17 protein-coding genes are annotated in these 22,304 nt (G+C 71.2%); 13 read left to right on the top strand and 4 right to left on the bottom strand.

Annotated elements, in window-relative coordinates; genetic code table 11:
* Position 1: 1 nt before the first annotated feature.
* Positions 2-1,030 carry an NAD(P)/FAD-dependent oxidoreductase gene (locus C503_RS0104075; RefSeq protein WP_018680930.1) on the top strand — a complete coding sequence of 343 codons (1,029 nt, stop codon included), beginning with the start codon at positions 2-4 and terminating at the stop codon, positions 1,028-1,030.
* A gap of 42 nt (positions 1,031-1,072) precedes the next feature.
* Here C503_RS0104075 and C503_RS0104070 read toward each other — a convergent pair whose 3' ends face one another.
* Complete coding sequence (locus tag C503_RS0104070; protein WP_018680929.1) at positions 1,073-1,978, bottom strand: Lrp/AsnC family transcriptional regulator; 906 nt, start codon at positions 1,976-1,978, stop codon at positions 1,073-1,075.
* Between the two features lie 71 nt (positions 1,979-2,049).
* Here C503_RS0104070 and C503_RS0104065 point away from each other — a divergent pair, with 71 nt between their 5' ends.
* The 7 genes from C503_RS0104065 to C503_RS0104035 all read left to right on the top strand — a co-directional run bounded on the left by C503_RS0104065 (position 2,050) and on the right by C503_RS0104035 (position 8,484).
* Positions 2,050-2,817, top strand: coding sequence for an inositol monophosphatase family protein (locus tag C503_RS0104065; RefSeq protein ID WP_018680928.1), 768 nt, complete (start codon positions 2,050-2,052; stop codon positions 2,815-2,817).
* A gap of 240 nt (positions 2,818-3,057) precedes the next feature.
* Positions 3,058-3,237: a hypothetical protein gene (locus C503_RS0104060; protein WP_018680927.1), complete on the top strand. Its 180-nt coding sequence runs from the start codon at positions 3,058-3,060 to the stop codon at positions 3,235-3,237.
* A gap of 491 nt (positions 3,238-3,728) precedes the next feature.
* A complete protein-coding gene (locus C503_RS0104055) occupies positions 3,729-6,326 on the top strand; it encodes a winged helix-turn-helix domain-containing protein (RefSeq protein WP_018680926.1) in 2,598 nt (865 codons plus the stop codon).
* Between the two features lie 89 nt (positions 6,327-6,415).
* On the top strand, positions 6,416-7,108 hold the full coding sequence (locus C503_RS37805) for an ANTAR domain-containing protein (protein WP_018680925.1): 693 nt from the start codon (positions 6,416-6,418) through the stop codon (positions 7,106-7,108).
* The gene (locus tag C503_RS0104045) at positions 7,105-7,287 is read left to right on the top strand and encodes a hypothetical protein (RefSeq protein WP_018680924.1); all 183 of its coding nucleotides are present in this window, start codon (positions 7,105-7,107) and stop codon (positions 7,285-7,287) included. The genes C503_RS37805 and C503_RS0104045 overlap by 4 nt, the downstream gene beginning before the upstream one ends.
* Positions 7,288-7,375: 88 nt before the next feature.
* Positions 7,376-7,858 (top strand): DUF1269 domain-containing protein, encoded by a 483-nt coding sequence (locus C503_RS0104040; protein WP_018680923.1) that lies wholly within the window; start codon positions 7,376-7,378, stop codon positions 7,856-7,858.
* Between the two features lie 194 nt (positions 7,859-8,052).
* Entirely contained in the window at positions 8,053-8,484 is a 432-nt protein-coding gene (locus tag C503_RS0104035) for a DUF7144 family membrane protein (protein WP_018680922.1), read from the top strand.
* Positions 8,485-8,570: 86 nt separating this feature from the next.
* Here the strand turns inward: C503_RS0104035 and C503_RS0104030 are convergent, their stop codons facing one another.
* Both C503_RS0104030 and C503_RS37800 read right to left on the bottom strand, forming a co-directional pair.
* Positions 8,571-9,167 carry a GAP family protein gene (locus C503_RS0104030; RefSeq protein ID WP_018680921.1) on the bottom strand — a complete coding sequence of 199 codons (597 nt, stop codon included), beginning with the start codon at positions 9,165-9,167 and terminating at the stop codon, positions 8,571-8,573.
* On the bottom strand, positions 9,142-10,230 hold the full coding sequence (locus C503_RS37800; protein ID WP_033400168.1) for an AI-2E family transporter: 1,089 nt from the start codon (positions 10,228-10,230) through the stop codon (positions 9,142-9,144). The genes C503_RS0104030 and C503_RS37800 overlap by 26 nt, the downstream gene beginning before the upstream one ends.
* 229 nt (positions 10,231-10,459) lie before the next feature.
* Between C503_RS37800 and C503_RS0104020 the strand changes: the two genes are divergently transcribed.
* From C503_RS0104020 to C503_RS0104010, 3 genes are read left to right on the top strand one after another with little or no spacing between them, the layout of a single operon-like run.
* Entirely contained in the window at positions 10,460-11,830 is a 1,371-nt protein-coding gene (locus C503_RS0104020; protein ID WP_018680919.1) for a glycosyltransferase, read from the top strand.
* Positions 11,831-11,853: 23 nt separating this feature from the next.
* The gene (locus tag C503_RS0104015) at positions 11,854-12,912 is read left to right on the top strand and encodes a DegT/DnrJ/EryC1/StrS family aminotransferase (protein WP_018680918.1); all 1,059 of its coding nucleotides are present in this window, start codon (positions 11,854-11,856) and stop codon (positions 12,910-12,912) included.
* 22 nt (positions 12,913-12,934) lie between these two features.
* Positions 12,935-14,110 carry a cytochrome P450 gene (locus C503_RS0104010; protein WP_018680917.1) on the top strand — a complete coding sequence of 392 codons (1,176 nt, stop codon included), beginning with the start codon at positions 12,935-12,937 and terminating at the stop codon, positions 14,108-14,110.
* Here the strand turns inward: C503_RS0104010 and C503_RS0104005 are convergent, their stop codons facing one another.
* Positions 14,111-14,911, bottom strand: a complete 801-nt coding sequence (locus C503_RS0104005; RefSeq protein ID WP_018680916.1) for an aminotransferase class IV — start codon at positions 14,909-14,911, stop codon at positions 14,111-14,113.
* Between the two features lie 192 nt (positions 14,912-15,103).
* On the opposite strand from C503_RS0104005, the gene pabB reads away from it, so the two are divergent.
* Positions 15,104-17,233: an aminodeoxychorismate synthase component I gene (pabB, locus tag C503_RS0104000; RefSeq protein ID WP_018680915.1), complete on the top strand. Its 2,130-nt coding sequence runs from the start codon at positions 15,104-15,106 to the stop codon at positions 17,231-17,233.
* An 80-nt stretch (positions 17,234-17,313) separates the two neighbouring features.
* Positions 17,314-22,227: a type I polyketide synthase gene (locus tag C503_RS0103995; RefSeq protein WP_026315962.1), complete on the top strand. Its 4,914-nt coding sequence runs from the start codon at positions 17,314-17,316 to the stop codon at positions 22,225-22,227.
* Positions 22,228-22,304 lie beyond the last annotated feature (77 nt).

Here is a 22,304-nt window from a genome sequence, read left to right as displayed (position 1 = left end):
GATGACCGCCGACGTCACCATCGTGGGGGGCGGGATCCTCGGCTGCGTGATCGCCCGGGAGCTGGCCGACCGACTGCCCGGCGCCCGGCTCGTCGTACTCGACCAGGACATGGTCGGCAGCGGCGCGAGCAGGCGTTCGGCGGGCCTGCACATCCCGCGCGGCGCGACCGGGCGGGTGCGCCGGATGACCTCGTACAGCCAGGCCTGGTATGAGCGGCTGCTCGCCGGGCACCCCGAACTGCCCATCCGGCCGGTGGACATGTTCGTGGTCGGCTCCGGCGAGGACCCGCCCGCGGCCTATGTGGACGACGCCAGGCTGGAGCCGTTCGACGGTCCGCGTGAGCACGTGCCCACCGGTGCGCGGATGTGGCGCGCGCACGGGGCGCAGTACGCCGACGTCTACCAGCTGACCCGGGCACTGGCCGCCGGGCTGCGCGACCGCGTCGAGATCCGGGAGAGCGCACGGGTCAACGCGCTGGAGTCGACATCGGACGGTGTGGTGGTGCGGCTCGACTCGGGTGAGCGGGTGGTCAGCCGCAGGCTCGTGCTGGCGCCGGGCCCATGGCTGTCGTCCGGCGCGTGGCGGGACCTGGTCGCCCCGCTCGGCGCACGGGTCAAGAAGGTCGTCGCGCTGCACGTCGACGGGCCCGTGCCGCCCGACGCGGGTGTGGTGGTGTACGAGGACGTGGACGCTTTCCTGCTGCCACTGCGGAACGCGGGCCACTGGCTGTTCAGCTACACCTGCCAGGAATGGGACGTCGACCCGGCGACAGTCGCCTGTGGATTGTCCACACACGACATCGAGGAAGCAGGCCGGGCGTTGCGCGACTGTGCGCCGAGCCTGGTGGACAGGAATGGCTCCGGCCGGGTGTTCTGCGATGCCTACAGCACCACCCGGGAACCGCTCGTCACGGCTCTCGCCGACGACCGGGTCGTCTTCGCGGGCGCGGCCAACGGCAGCGGATACCGGTTGGCACCGGCGATCGCCGACGAGGTCGCCGAGCTGCTGGTGCCCGCGCCCCACCGGTGACCGTCCGACATCACCGGATCGGAAGTGGATCGTCCGCGGTGGTCACCCCGGCCGGTGACCGACCCGCATCACCGCGCCGCCGACGACCGTCACCTCGGCGGCCGGGACGTCGTGCAGGCCGGTGACGAACTCGTACAGGGCGGGCAGGTCGCGGCAGAACACGGCCGCCATCAGGTTGGTCTCGCCGGTGGTCGCCAGCACGCCGTGCACCAGTGGTGACGTGGCCAGGCGGCGGCCCAGGTCGTCCAGGCGTCCCGGCGGCACGGTCAGCCACACGTTCGCGTCGACGGTCAGGCCGAACACCCGGGGATCGGCGACCACGCACGTACGCAACAAGCCGGCGACGGACAGCCGTTCCAGGCGCCGCCGCACGGTCGACTCCGGCGCGTGCACTGCCGCAGCCAGGTCCGCCGACCCGATCCGGGCGTCCGTGCCGAGTACCGCCAGCATCCGCGTGTCCAACTCGTCGGGTTCGAGACGCAGTGTGGGCGCGGGCGGCGTGAGCGCGGCTGTCTCCTCGGGCGTGAGCAGTCCCGTGCGCCAGTCGGCCGCATCGGAGAACACGTGCATCACCGAGTAGGCGCGCACGCTGGTGACTGCTTGGCCGGTGGGCAGTTCCGGACGGCCGCCCACCACCACCGTGCTGATCTCCTCCCCACCCGCGAGGACGTCCACGAACAGGACTTCGGGACGACGGGCCAGTGCGTCCGCGATCACCTCGACCCGGCCGCGCAGTACGCGGATCCGCAGCATGGTCGTGGCGGGCAGGCCGTGCCGCGGATCCGGGACGCGCACGACCCGCACCGCGCTCGCGATCCGGCTCAGGCTGCGGGTCACCGTGCGCGCGGAGACGCGCAGTGCCGCCGCGATGCGCCCCGGGCCCGCGCGGCCGTCCACCTGGAGGGCGGAGGCCACCCGCTGGTCCAGTTCCGGCAACATCTCGGTCATCGGTGTCCGCTTTCGCTCATTTCGTGACCAGATGGTCGCTGATCGAGCCGCCCAGGTGCAACTCTCGTCGCATGCTGACCTCAGTGATCGAGATCGTCCAGGACGTCGCCGCCACCGTCCCCACCCGTACTTCCGGGCCCGCCACGCTCGACGAGCTGTACGCCGAGTTCGTCGCGCTCGACGGTCCGTTGACCGACGAACTGCGCACCCGGCTCGTCGCGCTCGGCCCCGCGTGGGCGCGCGGGGCCGGTGACGGTTGGGTCGTGGACGCCATGGACGGCGCGGTCCAATACCTGCAGGGCCTGCCGCAGTGGTGTGTCTCCGTGACCCTGGTCCGGGAAGGGCTACCGGTTCTCACCGTGCTGCACTCTCCGTTCGTAGGCGAGACCTACGCGGCGGAGGCGGGCAGCGGCGCGTGGCGCAACGGACAGCCCGTCAGACCGTCCGCCAAGACCTCTCTCGACGCCGCCCTCGCGACCACCAGCCACCCACACACACGACAGCCGGACGCCAACCGCGTCGCGGGGCACGCATTGCCGTACGTCCTGGACGCAGTCGCGGCCGTACGCAACCTCGGGCCGACGTCCTGGCAGATAGCGGATGTCGCCGCCGGACGCGTGGACCTGTTCTGGCAGTTCGGCCTCGACCGGGAGAACCTGCTCGGCGCGTCCTTGATCGCCCGGGAGGCCGGTGCCGTGATCACGACCGCGACGGGTCGGCCGTGGACGCCGGACGCGCCGAGCTTCCTCGCCGCCGCGCCGGGCCTGCACGCCGCCGCCGTGACCCGGTTTTGCAACGCTTCCATTGCCCGACAGGGTGATCTCGCCCCGATCAGGTGACGATCCACCCGGCGCACGGCCGCAGGATTGAGGTCGGACGGAGCGCGGAGGGGCCACCGTGGGCCACGCGGGCCCCGGCACCGTCCGCCGGTGTCGGGTCCGGCGCGCCCGCCGCGAAATCGGGGTCGCGGTGCCGAGCGCCTGTCGGCCGGACCCGACACCGGTGCCAGTGCTGATCTCGGGCGCCCCGGCACCGTCCGAGGAACCGACGCCGTGCGAGATGCGAGAAAAGGGGACGCGATGACACGACTCGCCAACGCCCTGGCCGCCAGCGAACCCAGACCGACCCGGTCGCGGGGCCGCCCCTCCCGGCTGCTCGCCGCCGCCCGGCTCCTCCTGCTCAGCTGCGCCATCGGCACCGCGATCGCGGTGGCCGCGCTGCCCGCGGTCACCACCGCGGTCCCTCAGGTCTTCGGCTGAGCCGGACCGATCCTCGGCACCCGACCGCCCGGCCCGGTCCCCCACCGGGCCCGTACCCCCGGGTGACCGGGATCCGTGACGCCCCGCGCCCACTCCGGGCGCGGGGCGTTCGCGCGTCCGGACCAAGATCGTCACCCGTCCCGGGTGAACGATCTCGGCGACTTCTCGTTGCCATTATTCCGCGCATACTGGGAATGCCCGGCCGGAACCCTCCGCAATGCCTTCCCATATGCGTAAACGGCGGCGAGGCCCAAATCACACCCGGCCCCCGACCGGTCTCGGATTGCGCTGTCCGACAACCTCTTCGCGCCGGTCAGCGGGGGCATGTGAACTTGTTTCGCCCGCCGGAGGTGACGCCCGTCATTAAGTCCCGACGATCTACTCGCCGAAGAGAGGGATAGCAGGCGACTCGGATTTCGACGGGCGGCGATAAGCCAATCCGCGGACCGGCCTGATGCGACCAACCGCGTGAAGAGGAGCAGGTACGCACGATGCGGGACCAGAACGAATCGCCAGTCCACGTCCGGGCCGCCGTGCCCACCAGCAAGGTCCGGGTGCCCACGCGCGCCGCGACCCGGCCCTGGCGGGACCGGCTCGCCGCCACACTGGACGGCTACGTCACCGACCCGGGCACGCCCCCGGCGGTGACCGTGGTGCACGGCCCGGCGGGCTCGGGCAAGACATCCGCGTTGGCGTCGTGGGCGAGTACGCCCCCGGACGGCGTGGAAGTGCGGTGGGCGACAGTGGACCAACGCGACAACGAACCCGGGCGGTTGTGGGCGACCATCCACGCCGCGCTCACCGGCGCCCCGGAACCGCGACCGGAGCCCGCGGACCCGTTCGGGGACCTGGTGGGCGTGATCGACGACCTGACCGCGCACACCTGCCTGGTCCTCGACGACGTGCACGAGCTGCGCGACCAGGCGGTGCTCGGTGTGGTGGCGACGCTGATCCGGCACACGCCCGACCATCTGCGGCTGATCCTGTCCGGCCGGACGCCGCCGGTGCACCTGTCCCGGTTGAGCCTGGACGGGCGGCTGCGCGAGATCGACGGCCGTGAGCTCGCGTTCACCCGCGCGGAGGCGGAGGTGTTCCTGGTCGGGCATCACATCGAGCTCGCCCCGGACGACCTGTCGTCCCTGCTGGACCGGACGCAGGGCTGGGTGGCCGGGGTGCGGCTGGCCGCGCTGTGGCTGGCCGGGGACACCGGGGAATCCCGTGATCTGGCGGGGTTCCCGGCGGAGGATCCGCTCGCGACCGACTACCTGGCCGAAGAAGTTCTCGCCATGCACCCCCCGCACATCCGGCAGTTCCTGTTGTCCACCAGCGTCTGCGACCGAGTCAGCGCGGAGCTGGCGGTGGTGCTGTCCGGCCTGCGGAACGCGGGGACGATCCTGCACAACCTGGGACGGAGCAACTCCCTCGTGGTGCGGTGCGACGACATGGCGGGCGAGTGGTACCGCTACCACCCGCTGATGCGCGAGCACCTGCGCGCGGAGCTGGCACGCACCCGGCCCGGGTCGTCGCAACGTCTGCACCTCACCGCGGCGCGGTGGTTCCGCGGCGAGGGTGACGTCGCGGCCGCGTTGGAGCACGCGGAACTGGCCCAGGACCCGGACCTGACCGCCGAACTGGTGGAGACCGACGGACTGAGAGAGATCCTGCGCGGCCACGGCCGACGCCTGTGCGCGGCGGTGTCCACTCTGCCCGAGGAGCGTCTGTCCTCTCCCCTGTTCGCGGTCACCGCCGCGCTCGCGGCGTTGCAGGTGCCGGATCCCGCAGCCGCGGAGGGCTTTCTCGCGCACATCGCCGACTCCGACCACGCGCCGTGGCCGGACCGGGTGCGCGCGCTGCACGAGGTCACCCTCCTGCGGCGCGCGCATCTCGACGCCTCCGGGGTTCCACCGCAGGTTCGGGCCAAACCGACCGGCGACCCCCAGGTGGACATACTGACCTGGCAGGCACGCGGGACGGCGGCGCTGTGGCTCGGTGATCCGGAGGCCGCGGAGGCGGAGCTGAGCCGGGTGGTGCAGACCTGCCTGCGGGACGACCTTCCCTGGCTGGCCGTGCAGGCCAAGGTGCAGTTCGCGATCGCGGCCGCGTTGCGCACGGACCTGCCGGAGATGGAACGCCGCGCCCGCCGGGCGTTGCACCTGGCGACCACGCACGGCTGGGAACGGGAGTGGCCGTGTTCCGCCGCGTACGTGTTGCTGGGCTGCTACGCGTACCAGCAAGGCGCTGCCGCGGAGGCGAAGCGGCTGTCAACTCTGGCTGAACAGACGGCGCCGCAGCACGAGGAGCCCACGGTGGAACTGGCCCGGCACAGCCTGGCCGCGTTCGTGGCCTTCGAGGACTCCCCCGATCCGCACGCCGTTGTGCGTACAGCGCATCAGAAGTGGCGGCAGCTGACGACCCGACAGGTGAGCCCACAGCTGGTGGCCATGATGCTGCCGACGCTCGTGCGGATGACCCTGCGGGTGGGCGAACCGGGCCGGGCGGTGGAACTGGTGGAGGGCAGCCAGGCGGCGCTCACCGGCCACGCCGAGCTCGCGGTGCTGTTCGCGATCACGCACGCGCATCACGGCCGCGTGATCCAGGCCCGCAGACTCCTCGGACCGGTGCTGTCCGGGGAGCTGCGGCCGTTGATCAGCACCACGATGATCGACGCCTGGCTGTTGGAGGCGACGCTCGTCGACCGCGGCGAGAACCCGCACCGCGCGCACGAGGCCGTCAGCCGCGCCCTGCACAGCGCGGAGCCGGTCCGCACCATCCGACCGTTCCTCACCGCGCGGCGCGCCGTGCGCGACATCCTCGCCGAGGGCGCCGGGCGGTTCGGCAGGCTCGACCGGTTCGCGGTGTCCACGCTGGCGGCACTGCCGGTGGACGCGGCCACCGCGGACCCGCTCACCAGCCGGGAGCTGGAGCTGTTGCTGGAGCTGCCGTCCATGCGCACGGTCGACGAGATCGCGGAGTCCATGTTCGTCTCGGCCAACACGGTCAAGACGCACCTGCGCGGCATCTACCGCAAGCTCGGCGTCCGACAGCGGCGCGACGCGGTGGTGGCCGCGCGCAGGCAGGGGCTGCTCTGAGTCACCGGTCATCCACGGCGGGGGATGACCACCGGCACGGGGGCACGGAGGCTGGCGTCGGCAAGTGCGGTTCCGCGAAAGGAGCGACGGTGCGGACGAAGGACTCCTGGCTGGAAGGACTCATGCGGGTGGTGCTGCACGGCATCAGCGGTGACCTGCCCGGCGCGCTCGGGGTGTCGGTGAGCGCGCCGCGGCCGCGCAGCCCGCACCCGCGACCCGTGGTGTTCGCGGGTCGGGGGGTGGGACGCGCGCTGGAGGAGACCCAGCAGCGCGCGAACACCGGGCCCAGCGCCGAGGCGGCGCTGGGCGGGGCCCCGGTGTCCACCGCCGACCTCTGGGGCGACCGGCGCTGGCCGGGCCTGTCCCTGGACCGCGCCGCGGCGGGCGCGCCGAACCGGGCGGACGCGCTGCGCGCCGTCCGGGGCGCCGCGGCGCTGCCCGGCCTGCGGGACAACGGCAGCAGGCTCGTGCTCGCGGTGTACCTGCCGGAACCGCCGACCGCGGCGGCCCAGGCGGTGCTGCGCAGACACGAGCGACTGGTCGCGGCGGGCGTGGCCGCGCTCGTCGCGACCGCGGGTCCGCGCACCGGAACCGACCGCGCGCTGGACCTGTTGCACGGGCGGGACGTGGTGGAACAGGCGAAAGGCGTACTGGTCGCCCGGCACGGCACCGACAGCGCGACCGCGTGGGAGATGCTGCGCGAACTCGGTGTCGCGACCGACGCGCCGGTGGAGTCCGCCGCGGACCGCCTGGTGCGCGAGGCCGAACAGGAGCGGGAGTGAGATCCCGGCGGGCGAAGTCCCTGACGACGGTGTTGTTCCTGGTGGTGCTGCTGGCCTCGGTGAAACGGTCGGCCGCCCCCGGGGACCCGCCGGACCCGGTCGCGACCGTCCTGCTCAGCGTGCTGGACGCGCCCCTGCTGCTGCGCGTGTTCGCGGACATGATCCGCGCCCTGCCCTGATCGTTCACCCGGCCCGGACGAAGAGGCGCCCGCGGCGGTGGCCGACGCTGAGGTGGTCAGCGGCTCGACAAGTCCAGAAAGGACACGCATGACCACCTTGACGGTATGGAAGTTCCACACGGCCGAGGGTGCCGAGCAAGCCCAACGCTCCCTGGAGCGGATGCGGCGGGAGGGAACACTCACCCTGGTCGACGCCGCGGTCGTGACGTGGCCCGTCGGGGACAAGAAGCCGCGCACTCGGCAGCTGCACAGCCTGGTCGGCTCCGGCGCCCTCACCGGCACGTTCTGGGGCATGCTGTTCGGCATCCTGTTCTTCATGCCGCTGATCGGCGCGGCCATCGGCGCCGCGACCGGCGCGCTGGGCGGCAAGTTCACCGACATCGGCATCGACGACCGCTTCATCGACGAGGTGCGGGCCACCGTGGGACCGGGCTCCTCGGCCCTGTTCCTGATGACCGAGGACGTCGTCCTCGACCGGTTCCGCGAGGAGTTCCCCGGCGAGGAGGCCGAGCTCGTGCACACCAACCTGTCCGACGAGCAGGAGAGCGCCCTGCGCATGGCCTTCGCCTGAGCAACGGCGGCCGACGGTGGTGTCGCGGGGATGTTGTCGTGCGGCAGTGCCATCGGCACCGGGGCGGGAACCTGCCCCGAGCAGGTTCCCGTCTCTGGGCCGTTCACAGCGGTCCTGGAACCCCTGGAGGAGGAAGTGACGAAAACAACCGGAACGCAGGTTCACAACAGGGACGGGAGCTACCTGAGATGAGTATGTACCGCACGGTCGAACAGACACGCACCGATGACGACGGTTACTACCCCCGCCGTGACTCGGCCTGGGTCGGCTGGATCTGGTTCGGCGCGGTGATGATGATCCTCGTGGGGTTGTTCACCGTCGTGAACGGCCTCGTGGCCCTGTTCCAGGACGAGTACTACACAGTCACCGCGGGCCGCCTGCTCGTGTTCGACCTGACCGGCTGGGGATGGCTGCACCTCATCGTCGGGATCGTGGTGACGCTGGCCGGTTTCGCGTTGTTCACCGGCGCCATCTGGGCCCGGGTGGCGGCGGTGGTGCTGGCCGGGATCAATGCCCTGACCCAGCTGGCATTCCTGCCCGCGTATCCCGTCTGGTCGATCATCGCGATCGTCCTGGACGTGGTCGTCATCTGGGCCGTCGTCGTCTACGGCAGAGAGGTCGCCTGAACCGTCGACCCCGATGGCCCGGCCGCGACGGCCGGGCCATCGGCGTGTCCTACGAAACAGGTCGACCGCCGTCGAACCCGCGCAGCTCAGAAGCCGCGGCCGATAAGCACGACCCCCAGCACCAACAGCAACACAGCGGTGATCGAAGCATGGTCCCGAACCAACCAGGCCCGAGTCCGCTCCACATCCCCATACCGATCGGCCGGGATCACCACGGTCGGCGCGGCGACAACCACGAACACCAGCACGGCGACCGCGTCCTGCACGAACCCGAGATCCGCGGCCCCCAACACCAACCCGCCCGCGACAAGCAACACCAGGTTCTTCGGCGTGAGCACCACCAAGGCGACCCCCAGTGCAGTCGCCTTGACTGCCCCGACAGCGTCCAGCCCGCGAGTCCACTTGGGCAACACGGGCGGATCATCCACAGCCTGATGACGCCGCCACTGCAAAGCGGACAGCACCAACAACACGACCCCGAGCACGATCTTCACCCAGGACACCGCGGGCACCCGCACCGTCGCACACACCGACAGCACGGCCAGCGAACCGACCACCCACCCGATCCGAAACCCGCCTGCCCGCTCCGGCGCCATCGCCAGCACCGCGTGCACCGGCACCGGACTCACCGCCACCCCCACCGCCAGCGGGAGCAGCTCACCCACCACCTCGCCGAACGCCACCGTCGTCCTCCTCGTCCAGCCGCAACCGCTGCCCGCTGGCCACCAGCGCGTGCACCCACCGCGCCCGAGGGTCGACGTCGACCAGCAGCGCCTTGGCGAGGAGGGTCAGCGGCACGGCCAGGATCGCGCCGAGCGGGCCGAGCACCCAGCTCCACAGGATCAGCGACACGAAGGTCGTGGTCCCGGACAGGCCCACCGCGTCGCCGACGAAGCGCGGTTGGACGACCGACTGGAGCAGGAAGTTGAGCACCGCGTACAACACGATCACGCCCAGCATGAGCTGCCAGCCGCCCGCCAGCAAGCCGAGCAGCGCCGGTGGGGCGACGCCGAGCAGGAAACCGATGTTGGGGATGTAGTTGGTGATGAACGACAGCACGCCCCAGAGGATGGGCAGCGGGATGTCCAGGAACATCAGGCCGACGGTGTCCAGGACGGCGATGAGGAAGCCGAAGATCGTGGTCACCCAGAGGTACTGGCGGGTGTCGCGGACGAACCCGGTGAGCGACCGGGCGATGTAGGGGCGGTCCTTCGCCACGATGTCGAACCGGTCGTCGGCGCTGGCGGCGTCGATGCTGAGGAACAGCAACAGGGAGAGCAGGAAGACCAGTCCGCCGCCGATCCCGGTGACGGCGTCCAGCAGCGAGCCGAAGAAGCTCGCCAGCCGGTCGAGGTCGATCCCGTTCAGGGCGTCGTGCACCTGTTGGCGGTCCACGCCGAAGCGGGCCAGGAACCGGGCGAGGTGGTCGACGAACTCGGTCGCCTGGCGGGAGTAGCCGGGCAGGATCTCGGCCAGCCGGGCGATGGAGACGACCAGCACGAACACGATCAGCGCCAGGACCGCGTAGACGAGGACGACCAGGATCGTGGTGGTCAGCCAGGCGGGCACGCCACGGGCGCGCAGCCAGCGCGGGGCCGGGCTCAGGCCGATGACGATGACCAGGGCGAGGACGAGCGGGGCGATGAGCCAGGCGGCCACCGACATGCCCGCGATGACGATGACGAGGGCCGCCATTCCGACGAGGATCGCGACCGCGCGCGGGAGAGGGGTTCTGGGGAGTGTCACAGGGCGAAGGTAGGGGCGCCTTTCGGCGGGATGCCTCATTCCGGCTGGTTGAATTCCCGGGTTGTTCCGTGCTCGGAAACGGCGGTGGTTCATCCGGTCGGGGTGCCGACCGGGTGGTCCGCGCCGGGGCGGGCGGCGGCATCTAAGGATTTCCCTGGGGCGGGTCGTGAGATCAAGGTCGGGTGCGGCCAGGCATGCCCGCAGTGCGACGTCTCCGGAGGGGTCGATCATGGAGTCCGGTCAGCGGCCGATGTTGTTCGTCAGTCTTCCGGAGAGCGGGCTGTTGAACCCGATGCTGGTGCTGGCGGGTGAGCTGGCGCGACGGGGGGTGGAGAACCTCTGGTTCGCCACCGACGAGCACCGGCGGGCCGAGGTGGAGGGGCTGTCGGGCACGACGGCGGTGGAGTTCGCCTCGCTGGGCGAGGTGGTCACCGAGCTGTCGGCCGTGACCTGGGACGACGAGGTGTACCGGGAGGTCACGCAGTCGTCGCGGTTCCGGGCGCACCGGGCGGTGATCCGGCAGACCTACCGGCCGGAGGTGCAGGCGCGCAAGTACCGGGCGCTGGAAGCGGTCGTGGACAAGGTGCAGCCCGCGCTGATGGTGATCGACTGTGTCAGCTCGTTCGCGGTCGACCTGTGCCTGGTGCGGGACATCCCGTTCGTGCTGAGCGTGCCGTTCCTGCCGAGCAACCTGTTGACCTCGTACAACCCGTTCGCCAAGTCGTACACGCCGAAGGACTTCCCGGTGCCGCACTCCGGGCTGCCGCAGGCCATGAACCCCTGGCAGCGGATGCAGAACCGGCTGTTCAAGCTGCGCACGCTGCTGATGTTCGTCAACCCGGCCATGGGCAAGGTCGTCGCGGAGGACGCGCGGATCCGCAAGGAGCTGGGGATCGCGCCGCCCAACCCGATGACCAGGGTCGAGCGGGCCGAGGTGGTGCTGTGCAACTCGATCGCCGAGCTGGACTACCCGTTCACCGTGCCGGACAAGATGCGGCTGGTCGGCGCCATGGTGCCGCCGCTGCCGGAGACCTCGGGCGACGACGACGTGGCCCGCTGGCTGGACGCCCGGTCGTCCGTGGTCTACATGGGGTTCGGCACGATCACCCGGCTGACCCGGGAGCAGGTCGGGTCGCTGGTGGAGGTGGCGCGCAGGCTCGACGGGCGGCACCAGTTCCTGTGGCGGCTGCCCGCCGAACAGCAGCACCTGCTGCCCGGGGCGCTGCCCGACAACCTGCGGATCGAGAGCTGGGTGCCCTCGCAGCTCGACGTGCTGGCGCACCCGAACGTCAAGGTGTTCTTCACGCACGGCGGCGGCAACGGCTTCCACGAGGGCGTGCACTTCGGCAAGCCGCAGGTGATGCGGCCGCTCTGGGTGGACTGCTTCGACCAGGCCGTGCGTGGCCGGGACATGGGCTTCAGCCTCACTCTCGACCGGCCGCAGGACATGGACCCCGACGACGTGGTCGACAAGCTCACCCGGGTGCTCGACGACCCCTCGTTCCGGCGGAACGCGGAGCGGCTCGGCGCGCTGTCGCGGGCCGCGGGCGGGCGCGCGGCGGCCGCCGACGTACTCCTCGGGCTGCCCGCGCTGGCCTGACCCCCATCCCCACGGAGGACCGCATGGCGTTCACCTATCCCGTCTCCAAGCCGTGCCTGGACGGACGCGAACTCGACTACGTCACCGACGCGGTGAACGCCGGGTGGATCTCCTCCCAGGGCCCGTATGTACAGCGGTTCGAACGGGCGTTCGCCGACCACCATGGCAGCGCGCACGGCGTCGCCTGCTCGTCCGGGACCACCGCGCTCACCCTGGCGCTGCGGGCGCTGGGCATCGGGCCGGGCGACGAGGTGATCGTGCCCGAGTTCACCATGATCGCCTCCGCCTGGGCGGTCACCTACACCGGCGCCACCCCGGTGTTCGTGGACTGCGCGGACGACCTCAACATCGACGTGGCGCGGATCGAGGAGAAGATCACCGCGCGGACCAAGGCGATCATGCCGGTGCACGTCTACGGCAGGCACTGCGCGATGGACCCGATCATGGACATCGCCTTCCAGTACAACCTGCGGGTGGTGGAGGACTCGGCGGAGGCACACGGCCTGCGCCCGGTCGGCGACATCGCCTGCTACTCGCTGTTCGCCAACAAGATCGTGACCGCAGGCGAGGGCGGGGTATGCCTCACCGACGACCCGCGGCTGGCCGGGCAGCTGGCGCACCTGCGCGGCATGGCGTTCACCACCGACCACAGCTTCCTGCACAAGAAGCTGGCCTACAACTTCCGGATGACCGCCATGCAGGCCGCCGTGGCGCTGGCCCAGACCGAGCGGCTGGACGAGATCCTGGCCGCGCGCCGGGAGATCGAGTCCCGCTACGACCTCGGGCTCAAGGACGTCCCCGGGATCACCCTGATGCCGCGCCGGGACGTGCTGTGGATGTACGACGTGCGCGCGGAGCGGCGGGAGGAGCTGCGCGCGCACCTGGCCGACCACGGCATCGAGACCCGGCTGTTCTTCAAGGCGATGAGCAGGCAACCCGGCTACCTCGACCCGGTCTGGCCGTCGCTCAACGCCACCCGGTTCAGCGAGGACGGGCTGTACCTGCCGACCTACACCTCGCTGACGGCCGCCGACCAGGACTTCATCTCGGGCACCATCCGCGGCTTCTACGGCGTGGACTGACCACCGAACGGAAACGGGCACCATGGAGAAGACCGCCACGACCATCGACTTCCCGCTGCGCACGCCCGGCGAGCCCTTCCCGCCGCCGGTGTACGACGACTACCGCGGCCGGGCCGGGCTCACGCTGTCGCACCTGCCGAACGGGAAGCAGGTCTGGCTGGTCACCCGGCACGAGGACGTGCGCGCCGTGCTGACCAACCCCAAGATCAGCTCCAACCCGATGCACCCGAACTTCCCGAACATCAACGAGACCATCGGCGTGCCCAGGCAGGACCAGATCCCCGGCTGGTTCGTCGGCCTGGACTCGCCGGAGCACGACCGGTTCCGCAAGGCGCTCATCCCGGAGTTCACCGTCCGCAAGATCCGGGACCTGCGCCCGGCGATCGAGCGCACGGTGGACGACTGCCTGGACGCCCTGCTGGCCGCCGGGTCGCCCGCGGACCTGGTGGCGGACTTCGCGCTGCCGGTGCCGTCGCTGGTCATCTCGTCGCTGCTCGGCGTGCCGCCGGTGGACCGGGAGTTCTTCGAGTCCCGGACCCGCACGCTGGTCGACATCCGGTCCTCGACCGACCAGGAACGCGACACCGCCACCCGGGAACTGCTCCGCTACATCAACCGGTTGATCGCGATCAAGCAGAGTTGGCCGGGCGACGACCTGATCAGCAGGCTGCTGGCCACCGGGGCCATCGACCCGGAGGAGCTGTCCGGGGTGCTGTCGCTGTTGTTGATCGCCGGGCACGAGACCACGGCGAACAACATCGCGCTCGGCGTGGTGACGCTGCTGCAGCTCCCCGAGTGGATCTCGGATGACCGGGTGATCGAGGAGGTCCTCCGGTTCCACTCGGTGGCCGACCTGGTGTCGTTGCGGGTGGCCGTGGAAGACGTGGAGATCGCCGGGCAGCTGGTGAAGGCGGGCGAGGGGATCGTCCCGTTGGTCGCGGCGGCCAACTACGACGAGAAGGTCTTCGCCTGCCCGCACGAGTTCAACCCGGCGCGGACCACGCGGCAGCACGTGGCGTTCGGGTACGGGATCCACCAGTGCCTGGGGCAGAACCTGGTCCGGGTGGAGCTGGAGATCGCGTATCGCAAGCTGTTCGAGCGCGTGCCGACGCTGCGGCTCGCGACTCCGGTGGAGGAGCTGCCGTTCAAGTACGACGGTGTCCTCTTCGGAGTGCACTCCCTGCCGGTGGAGTGGTGACTACAACTCGTCGCCCTTGATCTCCGCGTAGGCGGCGGCGAGAGCGTCCACTGTGGGATGAGCGGGCACGCCGGTGAACCTGGCCGTGCCCGTCTCGTCCGCGACCAGGGCGATGGGGCGGACGCCGAAGGCCGCGTTGGTGGCGAAGACGGCCTGCGCCGTGCGGAGATCGTCGACCGTGACCGGCGCGACGACGCCCGGGATGGTGTCGACCTGCTGCAATAGGGCCATGGTGACACCCGGTAGTGCGGGCGCGCTGGGCCAGCGCACCCCGTTCGGGTCGACCACGCCGAGGTTCCAGGTGGCGCCTTCCGAGATCACCCCGTCGGGCCCGGTGAAGACCACGTCGTCGAACCCGGCCCGCTGGGCGGCGCGCCTGCATCGCACCGTGCCGAACAGTCCGACGTGCTTGACCGCGGGCGAGTCGCGGGCGTGCTGTACCAGTTGGACGGTCAGCGGCGACAAGGGCAGGTTCGGGGCCGGGCGGGTAGTGACCAGGATGTGCGGGTGCGCCTCGGCTCCGGGATGGCCCAGGTCGAGGGCGGGGTCGTAGACGGTGACCCGGACGACCACGGCGCCGGTCCGCCCGCCGACGGCCTGGCGGACGTAGGCGAGGACGCGGTCGGGATCGATGTCGGCGTCGAACACGGCGCGCGCGTCGTGGGACAGCCGGTCCAGGTGCAGCGGGAGACCGCGGACCCGTCCGTCCTCGACGCGCATCGTCGTGAAGTGCCCGTAGTTGTACATCGCGAGCACCTGTAACCGGTCGACCGTCACCGGTGCACCATCGAGTTCGGACATACCACCATCGTGCCATTCGACGGGGTGGCGGGCGTGCGCACGCGGTGATGACTAAGGAAAACCCTACGACCGCCGGAATAGTGTGATCCGGTGTATTGCGGACACGAATGATCCGACCAGTGGCAGCCAAGGCCGACAACGGTAAATGGAATCGCGCGGACGACCCTCCGCCCGCTGGATGAGGAAGTATCGATGCGCACGTTGCTTGTCGACAACTACGATTCCTTTACCTACAACCTGTTCCACTACCTCGCCCAGGTGAACGGGACCGAGCCCGAGGTCATCCGCAACGACGACCCGGCCTGGCGACCGGAGTGGCTCGACGGGTTCGACAACGTCGTGCTCTCCCCCGGCCCCGGCACCCCGCACCGGCCTGCCGACTTCGGCCTGTGCGCGCGGATCGTGACCGAGGCCAGGCTGCCCGTGCTCGGTGTGTGTCTCGGGCACCAAGGGCTCGCGCTCGCGTATGGCGCGTCCGTCGGACGCGCGCCCGAACCGCGCCACGGCCGCAGTTCCCGGGTGAGCCACGACGGAACCGGTCTGTTCGCCGGGCTCCCCTCCCCCCTTGAGGTCGTGCGGTACCACTCGCTCGCCGTGACCGGGTTGCCCACCTGCCTGGAACCGGTCGCCTGGGCGTCCGACGGTGTCCTCATGGGACTGCGCCACCGCGAGCTGCCGCTGTGGGGGGTGCAGTTCCACCCCGAGTCCATCGGCACGGACGGCGGCAGGCGGCTGCTGGCGAACTTCCGCGACCTGAGCGAACGCCACCACCATCACCGACGACACGACCAGCGTGTGCCTGTCGGGGCGCGCCGACGCGCGCCCGCGACGCCCGCCGAGCAAGCACGGCCGCACGCGGTGCGGCGCTTACGGTTGCTGGTGGAGCGGATCGAGACCCGGTGTGACCCGGAGGTGGTGTTCGACCGGCTGTTCCGGCGGTCCGAACGCCACCCGTTCTGGCTGGACAGCAGCCAGGTCGGCGGCGCCCGCGGCGAACTGTCCATCATGGGCGACGCGGCCGGGCCACTGAGCCGGGTCGCCCGCGCCGACGTGCCGGGCCGCAAGGTCACCGTCACCGCCGGGAACGCCACCCTGGTCGTCGGCGAGGAGTTCCTCACCTGGCTGGACCGGGACCTGCGCTCGATCCGGCTGGACGCACCGGACCTGCCGTTCGAGTTCACCCTTGGCTGGGTCGGCTACCTCGGCTACGAGCTGAAGGCCGAGTGCGATGGGGACCTCGCGCACCGCTCCACCGAGCCGGACGCGGTCATGGTCTTCGCCGACCACGCGGTGGTGTTCCACCACCCGACCGACACGACCTACCTGCTGGCGCTCGCCGAGGACGGCCACGAGGGCCCGGCGCGCGCGTGGCTGCGGACCGCGGCGGACGAGCTGGCGGCCGCGGCCGGGCAGGTCCCCGAGCCGTGCCGGGCACCCGAGGCGGCGAGCGTCCGGCCGCGCCTGCACCACGACCGCGACGCGTACCTGGGGCTCATCGACGCCTGCCAGGAGGAGATCCGGGCGGGCGAGACCTACGAGGTGTGCCTGACCAACATGATCGAGGCCGAGGCCGACCTGGACCCGTGGTCGGCCTACCGGTTCCTGCGGCGGGCGAGCCCGGCGCCGTTCTCCGCGTTCCTCGCGTTCGGCGAGCTGTCCGTGCTGAGCACCTCGCCGGAACGGTTCCTGCGGATCGACCGGCACGGGCTGATGGAGTCCAAGCCGATCAAGGGGACCCGGCCGCGCGGCGCCACCGCCGCGGAGGACGCCCTGCTGGTGGCCGACCTGGCGACCAGCGAGAAGGACCGGGCGGAGAACCTGATGATCGTCGACCTGGTCCGGCACGACCTCGGCCGGTGCGCGGAGACCGACTCGGTGGTGGCCGACCCGGTGTTCGAGGTGGAGTCCTTCGCCAGCGTGCACCAGCTGGTCAGCACCGTGCGGGCCCGGCTGCGGGCGGACCGCAGCGCGGTGGACGCGGTCCGGTCGGCGTTCCCCGGCGGCTCGATGACCGGCGCGCCCAAGATCCGCACGATGCAGATCATCGACCGGCTGGAGGGCAGGCCGCGCGGCATCTACTCCGGCGCCATCGGCTACTTCGCGCTCACCGGCGCGGTGGACCTGAGCATCGTCATCCGCACCGTCGTGCTGCACGGCGACCGGCTCAGCTACGGCGTCGGCGGCGCGATCATCGCCATGTCCGAGCCGGAGGCCGAGTTCGAGGAGACCGCGGTCAAGGCCGCGCCCCTGCTGAACCTGCTCCAGGCCGAGTTCCCCGGGCGGCGCACGGCCTCCCTGGCCTCGAACCCGACGACCTCCTGACCGGGGTCGGCAGCGGTCCCGCCGCTCCCCCGGGCGAGACCGGCACCCGTTTCGCTCAACGCTCGACCCCGGGAGTGCGCGTGTCCGTCCACCGAGATGACTACCTCGTCGTTCCGACCACCGACCGTGAAGGGGCGCTGACCGGCCACACGCTGCCGGGGGTGTTCGCCGCGGCCGTGGCGGTGGATCCCGACGCGGTCGCGCTGGTCGACGGGGACCGGTCGTGGACGTGGCGGCGGTGGGCGGTGGAGGTGGACGCGCTGGCCCGCGGGCTCCAGGAGATCGGGGTCGGGCCGGGGGACGTGGTCGCGGCCCAGCTGCCGAACTGCTGGGAGTTCCAGACCGCGCACCTCGCCGTGGCGGCGGTCGGCGCGGTGATGATGCCGATCCACAGCGGGAACGGGCGGCCGGACGTGCTGGCGCTGCTGACCCGGGTGGAGCCGGTCGTCGTGGTGTTGCCGGAACTGGACGACGCGTGGCGGGAGACGCTGGCGGCCGTGTCGTCGGTGCGGGCCGTGCTCGTGGCCGGGGACGGCGAGACCTCGGTCGCGAGCCTGGTGGCCGCGTGGGTGGGTGAGCGGCCACGGTCGGTCGAGGTACGGCCGGACATGCCGTTCATGTTGATGCCGTCGTCGGCGACCACCTCCGCGCGGCCCAAGATCTGCCTGCACAGCCACGACGGGCTGCTGTCCAACACGGCCGCGGTCACGGCGGAGAGCGCGGCGTTCGGCGACGCGGTGATCACGGCCTGTCCGCTGACGCACCTGTTCGGGTTGCAGTCGATCCACTCGGCGCTGTTCGCGGCGTGCAGGCAGGTGTTGTTGCGCGGGTGGGATCCCGATCGGTTCCTCGAACTCGGCAGGCGGGTCCGTCCCAGCGTCGTGTTCGCCGTGCCGACGCAGCTGCACGACGTCGTGGGCAGGCTGGCGGAGTCGGGCGCGGCCGCCGGGTTCCGGCCGGTGGAGGTGCGGACGGCGGGGGCGGCGATCTCCGGGGCGCTGGTCGGGCAGGTGCGGGACGCCCTGGACACCGCGTTGGTCGTGGTGTGGGGGATGTCCGAGGTGGGCACGGGGACGTGCACTCGCGCGGACGAGCCTGCCGAGGTCGCGGCCACGAGTGTCGGGCGGCCGACGCGGGGCGCGCGGGTGCGGGTGGTCGATGAGGACGGACTGGAGTGCGCGCCCGGGACCGTCGGCGAGTTGCAGTACCGCAGCGCCGGGATGTTCCGTGGCTACTTCGGCGACGTCGAGCTGACCCGGGCGGCGATGACGCCGGACGGGTGGCTGCGGACCGGGGACCTGGCGAGCGTCGACGGCGGGCTGGTGCGGTTCGGCGGGCGGTCGGCCGAGCTGATCAACGTGGGCGGGCGGAAGTTCACCGCGACCGAGGTGCAGGGGGTGCTGGCGGACCTGCCGGGGATCGGGCCGCTCGCGGTGGTGGGCAAGCCGGACGAGCGGCTCGGCGAGTACCCGTGCCTGGTGCTCACCGAGCGGGCCGACCGGTCGATCGACCTGGCCTCGGTGACCGGGTTCCTGAAGGGCCGGGATGTCGCGGACTACAAGATCCCGCTGGAGCTGATCGTGGTGCCCGATCTTCCCCGGACGCCCGCCGGGAAGCCGCATCGGCGGGCGTTGGAGGAACTCGTCCGGACGACCGTGGACTCCCGGCCCACGCGGCTGCGGACGTTCGAGGAGGCGTTGGAGCTGGTTCGCGCCTGTCTGGCCGAGGTGGTCGACGCGGAGTTCTCCCCCGAGGCGACGTTCCGGGAGCACGGGCTGGACTCGATCCTGGCGATCCGGTTCCGGAACGCGCTCGCCGAGGCCGTCGGCACGCCGTTGACGGCGAGTCTGGCCTACGACTTCCCCAGCCCGGCCGCCGTCGCGCGGTCGTTGGTCGGGCAGGCGGAGGACGAGGCGGAGGTCGACCTCGGCGCGGACGAGCCGGTGGTGATCGTCGGGATGGCCTGTCGGCTGCCGGGCGGGGTGGTGTCCCCGGAGGGGCTGTGGGCGCTGGTCGACGGGGAGGTCGACGCGATCTCCGGGTTCCCGGTCGACCGGGGGTGGGATCTTGACGGGTTGTTCGATCCCGATCCGGAGCGCGTCGGGACCAGCTATGTGCGTGAGGGCGGGTTCCTGCACAACGCGAGCTACTTCGACGCCGGGTTCTTCGGGTTCTCCGACCGGGAGGCGTTGGCGACGGATCCGCAGCAGCGGCTGCTGTTGGAGACCGCGTGGGAGGCGTTGGAGCGGGCCGGGATCGACCCGACGGCGTTGCGCGGGAGTCGGACCGGGGTGTTCGTCGGCGCGATGTACCAGGACTACGCGGCACATGCCGCCGGGTACCCGGCGGAGATCGAGGGGCTGCTGAGCATCGGCACGGCGTCGAGCGCGCTGTCCGGGCGGCTGGCGCACGCGTACGGGTTCGAGGGGCCCGCGTTGACCGTGGACACCGCTTGTTCGTCGTCCCTGGTCGCGCTGCACCTGGCGGGCCGGTCGCTGAAGGCCGGGGAGTCGTCGTTGGCGATCGCGGGCGGGGTCGCGGTGATGGCGACGCCCGATTCGTTCGTGCGGTTCTCCCGGCTGCGTGGGCTGTCTCCGGATGGGCGGTGCAAGTCGTTCGCGGACTCTGCGGACGGGGCGGCCTGGTCGGAGGGTGTAGCGCTGGTCGTGCTGGAGCGGTTGAGTGATGCCCGGCGGAACGGGCACCGGGTGCTGGCCGTGGTGCGCGGGTCGGCGATCAACCAGGACGGGACGTCGAACGGGCTGACCGCGCCCAACGGGCCCGCGCAGCGGCGGGTGATCCGGCAGGCCCTGACCGACGCCGGGCTGGAGCCCGGGGATGTGTCGGCCGTGGAAGCGCACGGGACCGGGACGACGTTGGGTGATCCGATCGAGGCGCAGGCGTTGATCTCGGCTTATGGGCGGGAGCGGGCGGAGCCGCTCTGGTTGGGGTCGGTGAAGTCGAACATCGGGCATGCGCAGGCGGCCGCCGGGGTCACCGGGGTCATCAAGATGGTGCTCGCCCTGGGGCATGGGGTATTGCCGAAGACGTTGCATGTGGACGCGCCTTCGTCGCATGTGGACTGGTCGGATGGGGTGCGGTTGCTGACCGAGGCCCGGCCTTGGCCGCGGGTGGCCGGGATTGCGCGGCGGGCGGGGGTGTCGTCGTTCGGGATCAGCGGGACCAACGCGCATGTGATCCTGGAGGAGTCGCCGGACGACGCCGTGGCGGGCCGGGAGGATCGCGGGATCGTGCCGTGGGTGTTGTCCGGGCGGTCCGAGCAGGCGGTCCGGGAGCAGGCGCGGCGGTTGGCCGAGCATGTGGACAGGCATCCTGGGCTGTCTGCGGTGGATGTCGCGTACTCGTTGGCCACCACGCGGGCTCGGCATGAGCATCAGGTGGTCGTGGTCGGTGAGCGGGACGAGTTGGTGGCGGCGCTCGCTGATGTCGGACAGGTTGTGCGGGGTGGGCGGGGGAAGTTGGCGTTCGTGTTCGCCGGGCAGGGGAGCCAGCGGGTCGGGATGGGGCGGGGGTTGGTCGCGTACCCCGTTTTCGAGGCGGCGTTGAACGAGGTTCTGGGGATTCTCGATCCGTTGTTGGATCGGCCGTTGGCGTCGGTGATGTGGGCTGATGCCGGGGCGCTGGATGACACGCTGCTGGATGACACGGCGTACGCGCAGCCTGCGTTGTTCGCGTTCGAGGTGGCGTTGTACCGGTTGTTCGAGTCCTGGGGTGTTGTGCCGGACTATCTGGTGGGGCACTCGGTCGGCGAGGTCGCGGCGGCGCATGTGTCGGGGGTGTTGTCGCTGGGGGACGCGTGCGTGTTGGTCGCGGCGCGGGCGCGGTTGATGGGGGCGTTGCCTGCAGGTGGGGAGATGCTGGCGGTTCGGCTTGGCGAGGACGACGTCGCGGAGTGGTTGGTCGGGCGCGAGTCGGTGTCTCTCGCGGCGGTGAACGGGCCTCGGTCTGTGGTGCTGTCCGGGGAGGGGGCGGCGGTTCGGGAGCTTGCCGGGGAGTTGACGGTGGCCGGGCACAAGGCCACCGCGCTCGCGGTCAGCCATGCGTTTCATTCGGTATTGATGGAGCCGATGTTGGCGGAGTTCGCCTCCGCTGTCGAGGAGCTCGGGTTCTCCGCGCCGGGGATCCCGGTGGTGTCGGACCTGACCGGGAAGTTGTTGACCTCGGCGGAGGCCCGGGACCCGGGGTATTGGGTTCGGCATGTGCGGGATGTGGTGCGCTTCAAGGACTCCGTGGACTGGTTGACAGGGGCCGGGGTCTCGGCGTTCGTCGAACTCGGGCCTGGTGCCGCGCTCGCGCCGATGATCGACGAGTGCGGCGGGGTGGTCGTGCCGGTGGCCGGGGCTGACGAGGTGCGTGGTGTGTTGGGTGCGGTCGGTCGGCTGCATGGGCATGGGGTGGGGGTTGATTGGGAGGCGGTGCTTCCCGGGGCCCGGACGGTGCCGTTGCCTACCTATGCGTTCCAGCACGGGGAGTACTGGTTGGGTGGGGCCGGCGCTGTGGCTGCGGCCGCGCCGGTGGTGGAGCGCTCGCTGTCGTTGGGTGGGTTGAGCGGGCGGGAACTGGAGAAAGTGTTGGGGGACATGGTGCTGCGGGAGGTCGGCGCTGTGTTGGGGAAGTCGGTGGACGATGCCGCGCAGTCGTTCGCGGACATGGGGGTCACCTCGCTGAACACGATCGAGCTGCGAAACCGGATCACGACGGCGTGCGGGGTGCGGTTGCCCGCGACGCTGGTGTTCGACTACCCGACGCCGGGGGCGCTTGTTCGGTTCATTCGGGGTGAGGTTGTTCCGACCGGGGACGCGGCCGAGTTGGTGGGGCGGTTGGAGAACCTGCTGGCCTCGGGGGCCGTTGACGCCGGTGTCATGTCGCGGTTGCGGACGATCGTGGGGCGCTGGAGTCCTGGGACGGCCAGCGGGGTGGATGTCGGGGAAGCCAGCGATGAGGAGCTGTTCCAGCTTCTGGACAACGGCTGACAGACTCGACAACAGCGCCCTGTCTCCGCGGAGACAGGGCGCTGTTGCTTTGTACCGGTGATTCTGGCCTGGCAGAC

This window comes from Actinokineospora enzanensis DSM 44649 (assembly GCF_000374445.1).
GTDB lineage: Bacteria > Actinomycetota > Actinomycetes > Mycobacteriales > Pseudonocardiaceae > Actinokineospora > Actinokineospora enzanensis.
Note: the sequence above shows the minus strand (reverse complement) of the source record. Positions and strands in the feature narration are given on the sequence as shown.

Bases quoted from the DNA above. Each gene is read 5' to 3' on its own strand.
- C503_RS0104075 (WP_018680930.1), top strand. From the start codon at position 2: ATGACCGCCGACGTCACCATCGTGGGGGGCGGGATCCTCGGCTGCGTG.
- C503_RS0104070 (WP_018680929.1), bottom strand. From the start codon at position 1,978: ATGACCGAGATGTTGCCGGAACTGGACCAGCGGGTGGCCTCCGCCCTC.
- C503_RS0104065 (WP_018680928.1), top strand. From the start codon at position 2,050: ATGCTGACCTCAGTGATCGAGATCGTCCAGGACGTCGCCGCCACCGTC.
- C503_RS0104060 (WP_018680927.1), top strand. From the start codon at position 3,058: ATGACACGACTCGCCAACGCCCTGGCCGCCAGCGAACCCAGACCGACC.
- C503_RS0104055 (WP_018680926.1), top strand. From the start codon at position 3,729: ATGCGGGACCAGAACGAATCGCCAGTCCACGTCCGGGCCGCCGTGCCC.
- C503_RS0104040 (WP_018680923.1), top strand. From the start codon at position 7,376: ATGACCACCTTGACGGTATGGAAGTTCCACACGGCCGAGGGTGCCGAG.
- C503_RS0104035 (WP_018680922.1), top strand. From the start codon at position 8,053: ATGTACCGCACGGTCGAACAGACACGCACCGATGACGACGGTTACTAC.
- C503_RS0104020 (WP_018680919.1), top strand. From the start codon at position 10,460: ATGGAGTCCGGTCAGCGGCCGATGTTGTTCGTCAGTCTTCCGGAGAGC.
- C503_RS0104015 (WP_018680918.1), top strand. From the start codon at position 11,854: ATGGCGTTCACCTATCCCGTCTCCAAGCCGTGCCTGGACGGACGCGAA.
- C503_RS0104010 (WP_018680917.1), top strand. From the start codon at position 12,935: ATGGAGAAGACCGCCACGACCATCGACTTCCCGCTGCGCACGCCCGGC.
- C503_RS0104005 (WP_018680916.1), bottom strand. From the start codon at position 14,911: ATGTCCGAACTCGATGGTGCACCGGTGACGGTCGACCGGTTACAGGTG.
- pabB (WP_018680915.1), top strand. From the start codon at position 15,104: ATGCGCACGTTGCTTGTCGACAACTACGATTCCTTTACCTACAACCTG.